The 15647-nt window shown below is 71.1% G+C and carries 18 protein-coding genes; 13 read left to right on the top strand and 5 right to left on the bottom strand.

The window, feature by feature from the left end; genetic code table 11:
* Nucleotides 1-4 precede the first annotated feature (4 nt).
* Complete coding sequence (locus I2501_RS40775; protein WP_196197350.1) at nucleotides 5-388, top strand: cold-shock protein; 384 nt, start codon at nucleotides 5-7, stop codon at nucleotides 386-388.
* Between the two features lie 200 nt (nucleotides 389-588).
* On the opposite strand, the gene I2501_RS29540 is transcribed toward I2501_RS40775, so the two are convergent.
* Genes I2501_RS29540 through I2501_RS29525 form a run of 4 tightly spaced genes read right to left on the bottom strand, consistent with a single transcriptional unit; the run spans nucleotide 589 to nucleotide 4177 of the window.
* Nucleotides 589-1458, bottom strand: coding sequence for a 1,4-dihydroxy-6-naphthoate synthase (locus tag I2501_RS29540; RefSeq protein ID WP_196197349.1), 870 nt, complete (start codon nucleotides 1456-1458; stop codon nucleotides 589-591).
* Entirely contained in the window at nucleotides 1455-2198 is a 744-nt protein-coding gene (locus I2501_RS29535) for a futalosine hydrolase (protein WP_328806732.1), read from the bottom strand. The genes I2501_RS29540 and I2501_RS29535 overlap by 4 nt, the downstream gene beginning before the upstream one ends.
* On the bottom strand, nucleotides 2168-2695 hold the full coding sequence (locus tag I2501_RS29530) for a hypothetical protein (protein ID WP_196197348.1): 528 nt from the start codon (nucleotides 2693-2695) through the stop codon (nucleotides 2168-2170). Before I2501_RS29530 ends, I2501_RS29535 begins: the two co-directional genes overlap by 31 nt.
* 27 nt (nucleotides 2696-2722) lie before the next feature.
* Complete coding sequence (locus I2501_RS29525; RefSeq protein WP_236047496.1) at nucleotides 2723-4177, bottom strand: MFS transporter; 1455 nt, start codon at nucleotides 4175-4177, stop codon at nucleotides 2723-2725.
* Nucleotides 4178-4388: 211 nt separating this feature from the next.
* On the opposite strand from I2501_RS29525, the gene I2501_RS29520 reads away from it, so the two are divergent.
* The gene (locus I2501_RS29520; protein ID WP_196197347.1) at nucleotides 4389-5315 is read left to right on the top strand and encodes a DUF3027 domain-containing protein; all 927 of its coding nucleotides are present in this window, start codon (nucleotides 4389-4391) and stop codon (nucleotides 5313-5315) included.
* A gap of 132 nt (nucleotides 5316-5447) precedes the next feature.
* On the opposite strand, the gene I2501_RS29515 is transcribed toward I2501_RS29520, so the two are convergent.
* On the bottom strand, nucleotides 5448-5894 hold the full coding sequence (locus tag I2501_RS29515; RefSeq protein WP_236047494.1) for a nucleoside deaminase: 447 nt from the start codon (nucleotides 5892-5894) through the stop codon (nucleotides 5448-5450).
* Nucleotides 5895-5962: 68 nt separating this feature from the next.
* Between I2501_RS29515 and I2501_RS29510 the strand changes: the two genes are divergently transcribed.
* The 11 genes from I2501_RS29510 to I2501_RS29460 all read left to right on the top strand — a co-directional run bounded on the left by I2501_RS29510 (nucleotide 5963) and on the right by I2501_RS29460 (nucleotide 15573).
* The gene (locus I2501_RS29510) at nucleotides 5963-7420 is read left to right on the top strand and encodes a menaquinone biosynthesis decarboxylase (RefSeq protein ID WP_196197346.1); all 1458 of its coding nucleotides are present in this window, start codon (nucleotides 5963-5965) and stop codon (nucleotides 7418-7420) included.
* A complete protein-coding gene (gene mqnP / locus I2501_RS29505) occupies nucleotides 7420-8319 on the top strand; it encodes a menaquinone biosynthesis prenyltransferase MqnP (RefSeq protein ID WP_196197345.1) in 900 nt (299 codons plus the stop codon). The genes I2501_RS29510 and mqnP overlap by 1 nt, the downstream gene beginning before the upstream one ends.
* A gap of 11 nt (nucleotides 8320-8330) precedes the next feature.
* The gene (locus I2501_RS29500; protein WP_268927013.1) at nucleotides 8331-9026 is read left to right on the top strand and encodes an NAD(P)-binding domain-containing protein; all 696 of its coding nucleotides are present in this window, start codon (nucleotides 8331-8333) and stop codon (nucleotides 9024-9026) included.
* Between the two features lie 23 nt (nucleotides 9027-9049).
* The gene (locus I2501_RS29495; protein WP_196197343.1) at nucleotides 9050-9703 is read left to right on the top strand and encodes a UbiX family flavin prenyltransferase; all 654 of its coding nucleotides are present in this window, start codon (nucleotides 9050-9052) and stop codon (nucleotides 9701-9703) included.
* Between the two features lie 118 nt (nucleotides 9704-9821).
* The gene (locus I2501_RS29490; RefSeq protein ID WP_196197342.1) at nucleotides 9822-10301 is read left to right on the top strand and encodes an Lrp/AsnC family transcriptional regulator; all 480 of its coding nucleotides are present in this window, start codon (nucleotides 9822-9824) and stop codon (nucleotides 10299-10301) included.
* A gap of 7 nt (nucleotides 10302-10308) precedes the next feature.
* The gene (locus I2501_RS29485; RefSeq protein ID WP_196197341.1) at nucleotides 10309-11283 is read left to right on the top strand and encodes a threonine ammonia-lyase; all 975 of its coding nucleotides are present in this window, start codon (nucleotides 10309-10311) and stop codon (nucleotides 11281-11283) included.
* Between the two features lie 178 nt (nucleotides 11284-11461).
* Nucleotides 11462-12625 carry an aminofutalosine synthase MqnE gene (gene mqnE / locus I2501_RS29480; protein ID WP_196197340.1) on the top strand — a complete coding sequence of 388 codons (1164 nt, stop codon included), beginning with the start codon at nucleotides 11462-11464 and terminating at the stop codon, nucleotides 12623-12625.
* 28 nt (nucleotides 12626-12653) lie between these two features.
* Nucleotides 12654-13190, top strand: coding sequence for a GNAT family N-acetyltransferase (locus tag I2501_RS29475; RefSeq protein ID WP_196197339.1), 537 nt, complete (start codon nucleotides 12654-12656; stop codon nucleotides 13188-13190).
* Nucleotides 13191-13323: 133 nt separating this feature from the next.
* Nucleotides 13324-13662, top strand: a complete 339-nt coding sequence (locus I2501_RS29470) for a DUF4229 domain-containing protein (RefSeq protein WP_328806729.1) — start codon at nucleotides 13324-13326, stop codon at nucleotides 13660-13662.
* Between the two features lie 37 nt (nucleotides 13663-13699).
* On the top strand, nucleotides 13700-14794 hold the full coding sequence (locus I2501_RS29465; RefSeq protein ID WP_196197338.1) for a LacI family DNA-binding transcriptional regulator: 1095 nt from the start codon (nucleotides 13700-13702) through the stop codon (nucleotides 14792-14794).
* A 197-nt stretch (nucleotides 14795-14991) separates the two neighbouring features.
* Nucleotides 14992-15573: a hypothetical protein gene (locus I2501_RS29460; protein WP_196197337.1), complete on the top strand. Its 582-nt coding sequence runs from the start codon at nucleotides 14992-14994 to the stop codon at nucleotides 15571-15573.
* Nucleotides 15574-15647 lie beyond the last annotated feature (74 nt).

Below are 15647 nucleotides of genomic sequence, written 5' to 3'. Positions count from 1 at the left end.
CCCCATGCCTACGGGCAAAGTGAAGTGGTTCAACTCAGAGAAGGGCTTCGGCTTCCTCTCCCGTGACGACGGCGGCGACGTCTTCGTGCACTCCAAGGCGCTGCCGGTCGGGGTGGAGTCGCTGAAGCCGGGCCAACGGGTCGAGTTCGGCGTGGTCGCCGGCCACCGGGGAGATCAGGCGCTGACGGTGACGCTGCTGGACGACGCCCCGAGCTTGGCCGCGGCGGCGCGGAAGAAGCCGGACGAGTTGGCGGCGATGGTGCAGGACCTCACCACGGTGCTGGAGAAGATCCTCCCGGGCCTCCAGAAGGGCCGCTACCCGGACAAGCCGGTGGGGAAGCGCGTCGCGACACTGCTGCACCACATCGCTGACCAGCTGGACGTCTGACCCGCTTTTTTCTTGACGGCTGACCCACAGTCACAGGCGGCGGGGAAGTTGCACTTCCTCAGGGGCGCGGGGAACTGCGCGAGCAACCACTAACGAGCGGATGGCCCTGCGTTCGGGGCTCTACCTGCGTCGGTGGCTTGTCGCGCAGTTCCCCGCGCCCCTGAATAGTGCAACCGGCTGCGGGAGCTTCGGTCAGCCGTTCACGCGGGGAAGCGCAGCTTCTCCTCCGGCACCGCGGGCACCAGACCCATCTCCGCCGCGCGACCGAGTAGCCCGTGGACCGCCGCGTAGCCCGCGTCTCCCAGGTCCGCAGTGAACTCGTTGACGTACAGCCCGATGTGCTGGTCAGCCACCGCCGGGTCCATCTCCTGAGCGTGCGCCAGCACGTACTCGCGCGAGGCCTCCGGCTCGGCCCAGGCCTGCTCGACGCTGGTGCGGATCGCCGTGGCCAGCTCCCGCAGGCGCGTCTCTCCCAGCGAGCGCTTCGCGATGATCGCGCCCAGCGGGATCGGGAGGCCCGTGGAGGACTCCCACGCCTCGCCCATGTCGGCCAGGCAGCGCAGGCCGTAGTTCTGGTACGTGAAGCGGGCCTCGTGGATCACCAGGCCGGCGTCGACCTTGCCGTCGCGGACCGCGGGCATGATCTCGTGGAACGGCATCACCACGACCTGGCCCAGCCCGCCAGGGACGGCCTCCGCCGCCCAGATGCGGAACAGCAGGTAGGCCGTGGAGCGCTCGCTCGGGACGGCGACCGTCTTGCCGCGCAGCGCCGCAGGGTCGGCGGGGGCCTCGGCGCCGGTGAGGACCAGCGGGCCGCAGCCACGGCCCAGCGCGCCGCCGCACGGCAGCAGGACGTAGTCGTCGAGGACCCACGGCAGCGCCGCGTAGGAGATCTTCAGTACGTCCAGCTCGCCGCGCTCGGCGAGGCCGTTGGTGATGTCGATGTCGGCGAAGGTGACCTCGGGCGGCACCGCGCCCTCGACCAGGCCGTGGGCCCAGGCGTGGAAGACGAAGGTGTCGTTCGGGCAGGGGGAGTACGCGATGGACAGAGCAGCGTCGGAAGAAGTCACGGAACCAGTGTCGCCCACGGCAGGTTGGCGAATGCACCCGCCAGGGCGTCCAGGGCCTCGCCGATGCGCCAGGCGGCGCGGTCACGCGGCCCGACGGCGTTGGAGACCGTGCGCAGCTCCAGCACCGGGACGTCGTGCCCGGCGGCGGCCTCGGCCAGCCCGAAACCCTCCATCGCCTCGGCGACGGCCCCGGGATGACGCTGCGCCAGCTCGGCGGCGCGCTCGGCGCTGCCGGTGACGGTGGAGACGGTGAGCACCGGCCCCTGCGCGGTCGGCAGGCCGTGCCCGCGCAGCGACGCCGCGACGGTGTCGGCGTGTCGCGTGGTGTGCCGGACCCGGCCGAAGCCGAGCGCGGTGACGTCGGCGAAGCCGTCCGGGGTCTGCGCGCCCAGGTCGGCGGCGACGATCGCGTCCGCGACGACGACGGAGCCCACCGGCGCGACGGGCGCGAACCCGCCCGCGATGCCCGCCGAGACGGCGAGACCGTAGGTGGAGGGAGCGAGGGCCAGCGCCGTGGCGGTCGCCGCCGCTGCGGCGGCCGGGCCGACGCCCGCGACCAGGACGTCCACCGGGCCGCACGCGGTCAGCGCGTAGCCGCCGGGAAGCGTCCGCTCGGTCGGACCGGCGTGCCCGAAGGCCTGCTGGACGCCACGCAACACCGCCGCCGCTTCGTGAGCGACGGCGGTGACGACGAGAACGCGGGACGCGGTCAGTTCGCGACCTTCAGCTGCAGCAGCCACACGCCGTAGATCTTGCCGTCCTTGTCCTGCTCCTTGACGATGAGCGGGCCGGACTTGTTGACGGTGGTCTGGCCGGTCTGCGGGTCCTGGGTGGTGAGCACCGAGGCGATCGACAGCGGGCCCGCGTAGGCGTTGGTGGTCTGCTGGACCAGCTCGGTGGTCGAGCCGGCGTTCCAGCCGTGGTCGGTGACCGGCTGGTCGACGTTGATGCCGAAGTTGCCGTTCTGCGACGGGACGATCGCGGTCGCCATGCTGTTGTTCTGCACCGCCTTGGAGACCGCGGCGGAGCAGGCGGCCTGCTGCTTGGCGGTCATCGCGTTGCCACCGTAGTAGCAGTCCTTGAGCGGCTGGACCTGGGTCCAGTGCGACCCGGCGACGATGGCGACGTTCGGAACCGGCTTGCCGGAACCGGAAACGAGGGGAATCGTGATGCCGAGCGTCGCGGCGCCCACGACGGCTACAGCTCCAAGGGCGGCGACACCGCGGTTAAGACTCATGGTGCTGAGGCTACCGTCCCCCGGGGATCACGCCACGTCGGGGGCTGGGCTCGTGTTCCGGGGACCGAGGGTCGCCCGGGTCCGCAGCGCCCAGACGAACGAGACCCCCACCAGCACCGAAGCGGTGATCATGCCGACCTCGCCGACCAGCGGCAGGACGATCCCGAGCCCGCCGCCGAGCACCCAGGTCAGCTGCATCAGCGTCTCCGACCGGGCGAACGCCGAGGTCCGGACGGTCTCCGGAACGTCGCGCTGGATCAGCGCGTCCAGGCCCACCTTGCCCAGGCACTGGGTGAGCCCGGAGACGAAGGCGAGCATCACGACCGTGAACGCCCCGTAGAACACCGCCCCGGCGAGGGAGGCGACCAGGGCCAGGGCGAGCATCAACGTGACGATCGTCTCAGGGCGGCGGGTGCGCAGCCATGCGCCCATCACCGTGCCGAGCGTGTTGCCGATGCCCAGCGCGGCCGCGACCAGGCCGAGGGAGACGGTCGCCGGCAGCCCGGCGAGCGGGTGCTCGCGGACGAGGAAGGCGAGGAAGAAGGTCAGGAATCCGAAGAGGCAGCGCAGCGTCCCCTCCGCGCCGAGCGCGAGGACGACGCCGGGGCCGACCGACCGCAGCCCGACCTTGTGCTTCTTCTCCGCCGACACCTCGTCACCCGGCTCCGCCACCTCCTCCGGCCCCGGCCCGGCGCCCGCTTCGGCGGACGGGTCGTGGGAGTGGAGGAGGGCGCGTTCCTCGCCCTTGTCGAGGTCGACCTGGTGCGGGAGGGAGAAGGCGAGTCCGGCACCGACGATGTAGACGATCAACGCCGCGCGCAGCGGCCAGTCCGGACCGATCAGGTGCAGCAGTGCGCCCACGGCACCGGCCAGGCCGGTGGCCAGCAGCCCGGCCAGGGAGACCCGCGAGTTGGCCTTCACCAGAGGAAGTTGCGGTGGTCGAAGGCGTGGCACGACGACGCTGCGGACCACGCCGTAGGCCTTGGACGCGACCAGGACGCCCAGCGCGAGCGGATAGATCTGCAGGCTGGCGCCCGCGATCGCGCCCGTCATCATCCACGCCAGCCCGGCGCGGACCAGCAGGCTGACGGCCATCGCCGCGCGGCGTCCGCTCGGGATCCGGTCCAGCATCGGCCCGATCACCGGCGCCAGCAGGACGAACGGCGCCATCGTGATCAGCAGGTAGAGGGCGACCCGGCCGCGTGCCTCGTGCGTCGGCACGGAGAAGAAGATGGTCGACGCCAGCGCGACGGTGATCATCATGTCGCCGGCGGAGTTCACCGCGTGCAGTTCGATCAGTTTCGCCAGGCCCGACTCGCCCGCGCCCTCGGCGGATGTGGCGCGGCGGATCCGACGTCCGGTCGCCTTGGTGAAGTCGCCGGTGCGCAGCGCGGCAGCCGACGTGAAACGGTGCACGGACGCCACCGCGCGCCGGGTCCTGCCCGTCACCACATCGGCCACACTTCCCATGGTGCCCGACATTTGTGGCAGCTCCGCGCACTTTGTTCCGGCGGGTTCCTGCCCTGAGGGGGACAGCGGGGCACCGCGTCCAGCAGAATAGGTGTCCGGAGACTTCTACCGTCTGAACGACCTACCGAGATCGCGCGCCACGGCAGTTCCACCGTTCTGCCGACGTGCTGCTGAGCCGGTGGTGGTGAAGCGGTGCGTACGGTTGGGAGAGAATCAGTTCGTGATGAGTGCTGCGACGACGACGCGAAGCCGTACCCCTGACCGCCAGTGCGCCGAGGCCGTGGAGTTCGCCCGGGGCGCCGCGGTCCAGGCTGCGGGCGAGTCCGCAGTAGGCGACCACCTCGGTGTCGACACCGACGGGGACCGGGTGGTCACGCACTTCTTCGCGACCCGGGAGCGTGCGTACAAGGGCTGGCGCTGGGCGGTGACGGTGACCCGCGCTGCGCGCAGCAAGCAGGTCACCCTCGACGAGACCGTGCTCCTTCCGGGCCCGGACGCGCTGGTCGCGCCGCAGTGGGTCCCGTGGAGCGAGCGGCTTCGGCCCGGCGACATGGGCCCCGGCGACCTGCTGCCCACCGAGTCGGACGACCTGCGGCTGGAACCGGGCTACTCCGGCGAGGACGAGCCCGCCCCGAACAGCGTCCTCGCCGAGGACCAGCTCTCCGGCCTCGCGGGCGAGGACGTCGCGGTCGAGCCCTCCGGCAAGGAGACGGCGGTCGCGCCGTCCAACGAACGCGCGGAGATCGGCGCGGTCGCGCAGGAGCTCGGCATGGGCCGGGCCCGGGTGCTCAGCCGACTCGGCCTCAACCTGGCCGCGGACCGCTGGGAGAAGGAGTACGGCGCGCACACGCCGATGGCGCAGGCCGCGCCCGCCTCGTGCGCGACGTGCGGCTTCCTGGTCCCGATCGCGGGCTCGCTGAGCCAGGCCTTCGGCATCTGCAGCAACGAGTTCGGTCCTGCGGACGGCAGGATCGTCTCCCTCGGCTACGGCTGCGGCGGCCACTCGGAGGCGGCGGTCATGCCCGCGCCCCAGGTCCCGGCCCCGCCGGTCCTGGACGAACTCAGCCTCGAACCCCTCCCGCTCCACCCGGACCGCGCCGGCGGCTCCGTCGAGGAGAGCACCCCGGCCGAGGAGCTCGGCCACAGCTGAGAGGTAGTTGCAACACCAGGGGCGCGAGGAACTGCGCGGCAAGCCACCCACGCAGGTAGAGCCCCGAACGCGCAGGGCCATCCGCCTGTCAGTGGTTTCTCGCGCCGTTCCCCGCGCCCCTGGTGTTGCAACTCATTCGCCGATGTCCTCGTGCCAGAGGACGGGGTTGCTCTCGATGAAGTCCGTCATCATTCGGACGCACGTCGGATCGTCCAGCAGGACGATCTCGACCCCGTGGGCGGCCAGCCACTCGTGCCCGCCGTGGAACGTCCTCGCCTCGCCGATGACGACACGCCCGATGCCGAACTGGCGGACCAGCCCGCTGCAGTACCAGCACGGCGAGAGCGTCGTCACCATCGTCGTCCGCGCGTAGCCGCGCCTGCGGCCCGCGTCGCGGAACGCCGAGGTCTCGGCGTGGAGGGAGGGGTCGCCGTCCTGGACACGGCGGTTGCGGCCACGCCCGAGCACCTCGCCGTCCGGGCCGTAGAGCGCCGCGCCGATGGGGATGCCGCCCTCCGCGAGGCCCGCGCGGGCCTCGTCGACGGCGGTGTCGAGCATGGCGTGGAAGTCGAGGTCCATGCGCCCACGATGGTCCCTACGACGCCCCCTGACGATCCGCGCCGCGCCGGTAACGGATACTGAGCGCTATGGCTTACGACGATCTACGGTCCTTCCTCCGGGCGCTGGAGCGCGAGGGCGACCTCAAGCGGATCAAGGTGGAGGTCGACCCGTACCTGGAGGTCGGGGAGATCGTCGACCGGGTGCAGAAGGCGAAGGGCCCGGCGCTGCTCTTCGAGAACGTCAAGGGCTCGGCGATGCCGCTGGCCATGAACGTCTTCGGCACCGAGCGCCGCCTCGCCAAGGCGCTGGGCCTGAAGTCCGCCGACGAGATCGGCGAGAAGATCGCCGGTCTGCTCAAGCCGGAGCTGCCGCACGGCTTCACCGGCGTCCGGGAGGCGTTCGGCAAGCTGGCCGGGATGACGCACGTCCCGCCGAAGAAGGTGAAGCCGGGGGAGGCCAAGGTCCAGGAGGTCGTGCTCACCGGCGACGACGTCGACCTGATGCAGCTGCCCGCGCTCTTCACCTGGCCCGAGGACGGCGGCTCGTTCTTCAACCTGGGCCTGACCCACACCAAGGACCCCGACTCCGGCGTCCGCAACCTCGGCCTCTACCGGCTGCAGCGGCACGACAAGCGCACCATCGGCATGCACTGGCAGATCCACAAGGACAGCCGCAACCACGCCGCGATCGCCGCCAAGCGCGGCGAGAAGCTGCCGGTCGCGATCGCGTTCGGCTGCCCGCCCGCGGTCACCTACGCCGCGACCGCGCCGCTGCCGGGTGACATCGACGAGTACCTCTTCGCGGGCTTCGTCGCGGGCGAGCGGGTCCGGATGGTCGACTGCAAGACCGTGCCGTTGCAGGTCCCGGCGGACGCCGAGGTCGTGCTGGAGGGCTGGCTGGACCCGGGCGTCATGCTGCCGGAGGGCCCGTTCGGCGACCACACCGGCTTCTACACGCCGCAGGAGCCGTTCCCCGCGCTGACGATCGACTGCGTCACCATGCGCCGTCGCCCGCTGCTCCAGTCCATCGTGGTCGGCCGCCCGCCGACCGAGGACGGGCCGCTGGGCAAGTTCACCGAGCGGTTCTTCCTGCCGCTGCTCAAGGTCATCGTCCCGGACATCGTGGACTACGACCTGCCCGAGGCGGGCGGCTTCCACAACTGCGTGATCGTCTCGATCGACAAGAAGTACCCGAAGCACGCGCAGAAGGTCATGCACGCGATCTGGGGCGCGCACATGATGTCGCTGACCAAGCTGATCGTGGTGGTGGACGCGGACTGCGACGTCCACGACTACCAGGAGGTCGCCTGGCGGGCGCTCGGCAACGTCGACTACAGCCGCGACCTGTCCGTCGTGGAGGGACCGGTCGACCACCTCGACCACGCCTCCTACCAGCAGTTCTGGGGCGGCAAGGCGGGTATCGACGCGACCCGCAAGCTGCCCGAGGAGGGCTACACCCGCGACGGCGGCTGGCCGGAGATGGTCCTCTCCGACCCGGCGACCGCCGCCCTGGTCGACACGCGCTGGAAGGAGTACGGGCTCTGATGACGACTGCTGTCGCGACTGCCGACGCCGGCAGAACCAAGGCGTTCCTGCGGCTGGTGATGATCGAGCACTCGGTCTTCGCGCTGCCCTTCGCCTACATCGCCGCGCTGACGGCGATGTTCCTCGCCAACGGGCGCGTGCACTGGGTGCAGCTGTTCCTGGTGACGCTGTGCATGGTCGGCCTGCGGACCTTCGCCATGGCGGCCAACCGGATCATCGACCGCGAGATCGACGCGCGCAATCCGCGCACCGCCGGACGCGAGCTGGTCACCGGCGCGGTCTCGATGCGGACCGCGTACACCGGCTCGGCGGTCGCGCTGGTGGTCTTCCTGACCGCCGCCGCGCTGCTCAACCCGCTCTGCCTGGCGCTGGCGCCCATCGCGGTGATCCCGATGGTCGTCTACCCCTACGGCAAGCGGTTCACCGACTTCCCGCACGCGATCCTCGGCCTGGCCCAGGCGATGGGCCCGATCGGGGCGTGGCTGGCGGTCACCGGCACCTGGTCCTGGCCCGCCTGCGTGCTGGGCCTCGCGGTCGGTGTCTGGATCGGCGGCTTCGACCTCATCTTCGCCTGCCAGGACGTGATGGCCGACCGCGCCGACGGCGTCCGCTCGGTCCCGGCCCGCTTCGGCGTCCCGGCCGCGCTGTACGGCGCGCGCGCCGCGCACCTGGTGACCATGCTGCTGCTCTGCTGGTACGCCTGGCTGTCGGGCGCGGGCTGGGCGTTCTGGATGGGCCTTGCGGTGGTCGCGGTGGCGTTCGTCTACGAGCACACCATCGTCCGCCCGCACGACCTGAGCCGTCTCAACCGGGCGTTCTTCCAGGTCAACGGCTTCGTCGGGATCTCGCTCTTCTGCTTCGCGCTGCTGGATCTCGCGCTGCGCGGGCTGACGCCGTAGCTGCCCGGTAACTGACGGAATATCACGAGCCCTCCCGTCGCTCACCCTCACCAGAGGCAGACGAGCAACGGGAGGGCTTCGTCATGAGCGACAACGGCATCGGCACCGACAACGGCATCGGCACCACGGCGGTCATCGGCACGGGCAACATCGGCGGGACGCTCGGCCGGGCCTTCGCCAGGGCAGGGCACGCGGTCGTGTTCGGGTCACGCAACCCCGGGGCGTCCGACGCGGCGGGCGACACCGGCGCGAAGGTCGCCACCGTGGCGGAGGCCGTGGCCGCCGCGGACACCGTCGTGCTGGCCATCCCGGCGGGCGACGTCGAGGCGTTCCTGCGCACCCACGCCGAGGCGCTGGCGGGCAAGCTGATCGTCGACGCGGCCAACCGGTTCCCGCAGCCCGTCCTGCACAGCGCCGACCTGGTCCGCGCGCTGGCCCCGGAGGCCCGCTACGCCCGCGCCTTCAACAACCAGACCTGGGAGACCTACGCCGACCCGCTCTGGGACGGCAAGCCGGGCAACCTCTTCTACACCGTCTTCGAGCAGTCCGACGCCCCGACGGTCGAGGCCCTGATCAGCGCCGTGGGCCACGTCCCCACCTTCGTCGGCCTGGGCCGCCCCGACCTGCTCGACGCGGCGATCTTCCTGCTACTGCCGTCCTTCGGCACCCTGGGCCGCCGGACCGGCATCCGCATCGTCCACGACTGACCCGAGCGGTTAGGGTCGATCATGTGAAGCAGGAAGCGCGGGAGCCATGGGTCGTCGGGGTGTCGGGGGCGTCCGGGACGCCGTACGCGGCGTCGGTGATCCGTGGGCTGCTGGAGGCGGGGGAGGCGGTCGACGTCGTCGTCAGCAGGGCCGCGCGGCTGACGATCATCGACGAGACCGGGATCGCGTTCCGGGACGCGCACTGGCGTGAGGATCTGCGCGAGTGGCTGGAGCGCCCGCTCGACCGAGGGAAGCCGCAGCCGTTCGACCTCGACGACGTGCGGTACTGGACCGCGGGTGACTTCGCGGCGGGGCCGTCCAGCGGCTCGTACCCCGCGAAGGGGATGATCGTGGTCCCGTGCAGCGCCGCCGCCGTCGCCGGGATCGCGATCGGGCTCAGCAAGGACCTGCTCCAGCGTGCCGCCAACGTCACGCTCAAGGAGCGCAGGCCGCTGGTGCTGTGCGTGCGCGAGAGCCCGCTCACCGGAGTGACGCTGCGTCAACTCGTAGAGCTGGACCAGCAAGGCGCGGTGGTGATCCCCGCCTCGCCCGGCTTCTACGCCGGGTCGGGAAGCGTGCAGCAGCTCGTGGACTTCGTGGGCGGGCGGGTGCTGGATTCGGTGAAGGTTCCGCACGCTCTCTACCGCCGCTGGGAGGGCGAGCTGGGGGCGACGTGATGGAGGTCACCTCGTCGGAGTATCTTCTTTGCGAACCGGGGGTCTTGTCGGCCTGGACTTTGGGATTCCGGATACTGTCGGCACGTTCCCCAACGATTGGAAGGCCAGGTTTCCCAGCATGGACGCGGTGGACAGGCAGCTCATTCAGGCGCTGCGCGAGAACGGGCGCGCCTCGTACGCCGAGCTGGGACGGCTTGTCGGGCTTTCGGGCCCCAGCGTCACGGACCGGATCAACCGGCTGGAACAGGCCGGCGTCATCACCGGGTACCGCGCGACGGTCAACCCGGCCTCGCTCGGCCTCGGCGTCACCGCGCTGATCGGCCTCCAGCTGACCGACGCGGCGGACCACGACGACGTCTCGCACCGGCTGCGCGACCTGCCCGAGATCGAGGACTGCTGGTTCATCGCCGGCGAGGACTCCTACATGCTCAAGGCCCGCGTCCCGGACGTCGACGGGCTGGAGTCGATCGTCAAACGCCTCTCCGGCACCAGGGGTGTAGCCCGCACGCGCACCACGGTCGTACTCTCCACCAAGTGGGAGAACCGCGCCGTCGAGCTCCCCGACCCCGAGGTGACCGCCGAGCAGCGGAAGGTGTGATGCGCGTATGACCCTGGTGACGCTGGACGAGGTGCGCGAAGCGCAACAGCGGATCGCCGGGGTGGCCGTGCGCACTCCCCTGATGCCGTGCCCGTGGGCGGACCAGCCCGACGGCCGTTCGCTGCATCTGAAGCCGGAGGGCCTGCAGCCGACCGGGGCCTTCAAGATCCGCGGCGCGTACAACCGCCTCGCGGCGCTGACGCCGGAGGAGCGGGCGCGGGGCGTGGTAGCCCAGTCGAGTGGCAACCACGCGCAGGCCGTGGCCTACGCGGCGCGCGAACTCGGCATCCAGGCCGTCATCGTGATGCCGGACACCTCACCCGAGGTGAAGGTGGAAAGCACCCGCTCGTTCGGCGCGGAGGTCATCCTGGTCGCCATGCACGAGCGGGACACCACGCCCGCGGACCTGGTCGAGAAGCACGGCTACGTCTGGGTCCCGCCGTACGACGACCCGTACGTCATCGCGGGCCAGGGCACGGTCGGGATGGAGATCGCGGACGACGCGGCGGCTCTCGACCTCGACCTGCAGACGGTCCTGGTCCCGGTCAGCGGCGGCGGCCTGATCAGCGGTGTGGCAACGGCGTTGAAGCTCACCATGCCGGGCGTCAAGGTCATCGGCGTCGAGCCGGCCCTGGCCGGCGACGCGGCGGAGAGCTTCCGCTCCGGCGAGCGGAAGGTGTGGCCCTTCGCGGACACCCACCGCACGATCGCGGACGGGCTGCGGACGAACTCCCTCGGCCTGCTGCCGTGGGAGCACGTCCAGGCGTACGTCGACGACATCATCACGGTCACGGAGGACGAGATCCGCGACGCGATGGCTGTCCTGGCCCGCCGCGGGCGGCTCGTGGCCGAGCCGTCGGGTGCGGTGACGACGGCTGCGTACCTGTTCCACGGCGCGGAGCTGCCGGGCACGCGGTTCGCCGCGGTGGTGAGCGGCGGGAACGTGGATCCGGCGCTTTTGGCGAGGATTCTCGCCGTTTGAGTCCTGCACCACCCTGTGCGGATGGCCCTGCTCGTTCGGTGCTCTACCTCTGTGGGTGGTTTCTCGGGCAGTTCCCCGCGCCCCTGACGGGTACCGCAACATCCCGTCAGAGTGAGGGCGTAGGCTCGTGGGGATCGTCGGCCCGGTGAGGGCCACTGCTGATGGAGGCATGAGGCGGATGGACGCAGGGCTGAAGCGCGAGCTGGAGGCGAAGGTCTACGCCGGGGAGCGGCTCAGTCGTGAGGACGGGGTCGCGCTCTACGAGACCGACGACCTGGCCTGGCTGGGTGGCCTCGCCCACTACGCGCGGACGCGGAAGAACGGCGACGTCGTCCACTTCAACGTCAACCGTCACCTCAACATGACCAACGTCTGCACCGCCTCCTGCGCCTACTGCAGCTTCCAGCGCAAGCCGGGCGAGAAGGACGCGTACACGATGCGCATCGAGGAGGCGGTCAAGCTCGCCAAGGCGATGGAGAACGACCAGCTGACCGAGCTGCACATCGTCAACGGCCTGCACCCGACCCTCCCCTGGCGGTACTACCCGCGTTCGCTGCGCGCCCTCAAGGAGGCGCTGCCGAACGTCGCGCTCAAGGCCTTCACCGCCACCGAGATCCACCACTTCGAGAAGATCTCCGGCCTCTCGGCCGACGAGATCCTCGACGAGCTGATCGACGCCGGTCTGGAGTCGCTGACCGGCGGTGGCGCGGAGATCTTCGACTGGGAGGTGCGTCAGCACATCGTCGACCACGACACCCACTGGGAGGACTGGTCGCGGATCCACCGCCTCGCTCACTCCAAGGGCCTGAAGACGCCCGCCACCATGCTCTACGGCCACATCGAGGAGCCGCGCCACCGCGTGGACCACGTGCTGCGGCTGCGTGAGCTGCAGGACGAGACCGGCGGGTTCCAGGTCTTCATCCCGCTGCGCTACCAGCACGACTTCCACGACTCGCGTGACGGCAAGGTCCGCAACACGCTGCAGGCGCGCACCACCATGGCGACCGGCGCGGACATGATCCGCACCTTCGCCGTCTCCCGGCTGCTCTTCGACAACGTCCCGCACGTCAAGGTGTTCTGGGTCATGCACGGTCTGGCCGGCGCCCAGCTGATGCTCAACCACGGCGCGGACGACATGGACGGCTCGGTCGTCGAGTACAAGATCACCCACGACGCGGACGGCTTCGGCACGCCGAACAAGCTGACCCGTGACGACCTGCTCGACCTGATCCGTGACGCGGGCTTCCGCCCGGTCGAGCGGAACACCCGCTACGAGATCATCCGTGAGTACCCGGGCCCGGACGGCGACCGTCGCGAGACGCCGCAGCCGATGAAGTTCTAGTCGGCACGGTTCCAGGGGCTCTCTGTACATGGCACTGCGTTTCACCCTCGACCCCGAGGTCACCCCGGAGCTGGTCGAGGGCCTGATAGACGTCTGGACTGCGGCCACGAATGCGGGCGGCGCGATCGGTTTCGTCGCGCCGGTCACCCGTGAGGAGGTCCGGCCGACGGCCGAGAAGGGGCTGGCCGGGCTGGGTCACGGACCGGGCGACGGCCGAGACCGGCTGCTGGTCGCGCACGACGAGGAGACCGGCCGCATGGCCGGTGCCCTCTTCCTCGTGGACATGCGGTTCTCGCTGATGGACCACTGGCGGACCGTCAAGCGGGTCATGCTGCACCCCGACTTCCAGGGCCGGGGCGACGGTGTCGCGCTGCTCGCGGAGGCCGAGCGGCACGCCCGTGCGTGGGGTCTGGCCGGGCTCCAGCTCGACCTGCGCGGCGGCCTCGGGTTGGAGCGCTTCTACGAGCGTTGCGGCTACAAGGAGGTCGGCCGACTGCCGGGAGCGCTGCGCGTCGCGCCCGGCGACGACCGCGACTCCGTCTTCATGTGGCTCGACCTGCGCTGACGTCCGGCCGCCGCGTACGCGGCTGAGCCCCGCCACGTACGCAGCGGCGTGCGGACCCGGTGAAGATCGCCCTTGCGGGCGTGCTTCACTGGACTGTCGTACCTCCACGGACAAGGGAAAGAGAAACCGAGCCGTGAGCACCCCCAGTACCTCGCACGCGACCCTCCGCTACTCCGCGATGCGCGCCAGCATCTTCCTGGCCGTCTTCCTGGTCGCCCTGCTCCTGGCCCACTTCGGTGTGCTGCCGGTCACGGCCGGCAGCTCCGGTGTCTTCCTGCTGCTGATCATCGCGGCCCTGGTCTCCGCGCCGATCAGCTACGTCGTGCTGAACAAGCAGCGCGACGCCATGTCGGAGCAGATCACCGGCGGCATCGAGCGCCGCAAGTCCAAGTCGGGCAGCATGGCCAGCCGGATCGCGGCCCAGAACGCGGCCGAGGACGCCGTCGACGACGCCCTCCGCGCCCAGCAGTAACCGCCCGGCACCCGCGTAGCGCACAGGCACGCCGATCATGACGCGTCGCCCCACCGGACAGGACGTGGCCCGGCTGGCAGGGGTGTCCCAGGCCACGGTCTCGCTGGTCTTCTCCGCCAGCGCCTCCTCGCACCGCGTCTCCGCGCCGACGCGGGAGCGCGTGCTGGCCGCGGCCGCCGAGCTGGGCTACCAACCGCAGGCGGCGGGCCGTCAGCTCCGGCTCGGCCGGACCGGCCTGCTGCTGCTCGCGGTGCCGAACATCCTGGGGCCGTTCTTCGCCCGCGTCCTCGCGGGAGCGCAGGCCGAGGCGGCGCTCGGCGAGCTGTCGGTCGTCGTCTCGTCGGGCTGGGACCATGCCGAGCTCGCCCGCGCGGCCCGCAGCGGCCAGTACGACGGTCTGCTGATCTGCTCGCCCGACGACAGCCAGCTCGGCGACGACCTGCCGGAGAGCCTGCCCACCGTCTTCCTCGACGCCGACCCGGCGCTCAGCGCCGGCCATCCGCAGCGGCGCACCCAGCAGCTCGACGTGGGCGGCGGGATGGCCGCTGCGGTCACCCATCTCCGTGAGCTCGGTCACCTCCGGCTCGGTCATCTGCGGTCGGTTGAGTCCGCGCACACCTTCCGGGCACGCCAGGCAGGCTTCGAGCGCGCGGCGTCGGGAGCCGAGGTGGTCGAGGTCGGAGTCTCCGTCAACGGCGGCCTGGACGCCGCCAGGGAGGCCGCACGGGTGCTGCTGGCCTCGCCGGGGTCGGGGCCCGGGCCGGGGCGGGGGTCGGGGGAGCGGGTGCGTGCCGTGGTGTGCGACGACGACGTGGTCGCGGCGGGCGTCTACCACGTCGCTGCCGAGCTCGGACTGCGCATTCCTGACGACCTGTCGGTCGTCGGCATCGACAACATCGTCGCCGCGCCGCTCTTCGCGCCCGCGCTGACGACCGTGGACCTGCCGGGCGAGCGTCTGGGCGCGGCAGGCGTCCGGCTGCTCACCGCCCTGATGGGTGAACGATCCGACGGTCCGTCGGAAAGTCGCGAAACCGCGTCGAAGACCGAGCCCGAACCCGAGCCGCTGCCCACCGCGCTCGTGGTCCGGGGATCGACCGCACACCCCACCGGGCGTGCGGAAACCGAAGGATAGGCTGGTCACGTGGACCCCAAGACCCGAACCCGAATCGTCAGCGGCGCGCTGGTGCTGCTCCTCGTCGCCGTGGTGATCGGCGCCATGGTTCACTGAGCGACCAGGTGACCCTTCGTGGTCCCCGAGTTGCGGAGCGTGTTCCCCGGAGTGACGGTGACTGAGTCTCAGTCACTCCCAGTAGTAAGGGAACTCAGCTCATGCGTGTCAGTCGCACCCACTCCGTGATCGCCGGTATCGCCCTCGCCGCCACCGTGGCCGGCGGAGGCCTCATCTCGACCGCGGAGGCGGCTCCTCAACCCCAGGGCGGCACGGCGCGCCATGTCGCCGCTGCCGCCAACCCCACCGCCGAGCTCGGCACGCTCGGCAACCTCGGCGCGGTCCAGTCCGCCGTCGCGAAGCTCTCCACGGCGGCCTCCGCGACTCCGGCCCCCAGCGCGGCGTCACTGACGGCACTGGTGAAGCAGGTCACCGACGCCGTCACCGCGCTCAAGGCGTCCCTCCCGGCGGCTCCGGTGACCGCGGCGGTCAAGCCGGGGGCCAAGCTCGGCAAGGTGCACGCCGTGCCCGTGCACGCCATGAAGCCGCAGGACGCGGTGAGCGACGCCCTGACCAAGCTCACCACCGACGTCCAGGCGATCGTCGCCGCGCTCCCCGACCCGACCAAGGTGCTCGCCGCGATCACCGCGGTGGTCGCGGACCTGCTCGCGGTGGTCACCGCGGTCGTGGCGGCCCTCGGCCTGAGCCTGCCGCCGCTGCCCGTGCCGGTGCCGATCCCCTGATCTGATCCGTCGTCAGCGGCGCGACGAGAAGGGGCCCGGGGAGCTGTTCGGCTCCCCGGGCCCCTCGTTGATCT

The organism is Streptacidiphilus fuscans (assembly GCF_015690355.1).
Classification (GTDB): Bacteria; Actinomycetota; Actinomycetes; order Streptomycetales; family Streptomycetaceae; genus Streptacidiphilus; species Streptacidiphilus fuscans.
The sequence above is the reverse complement of the archived record's forward strand: the minus strand, read 5'-3'. Positions and strand labels throughout refer to the sequence as shown.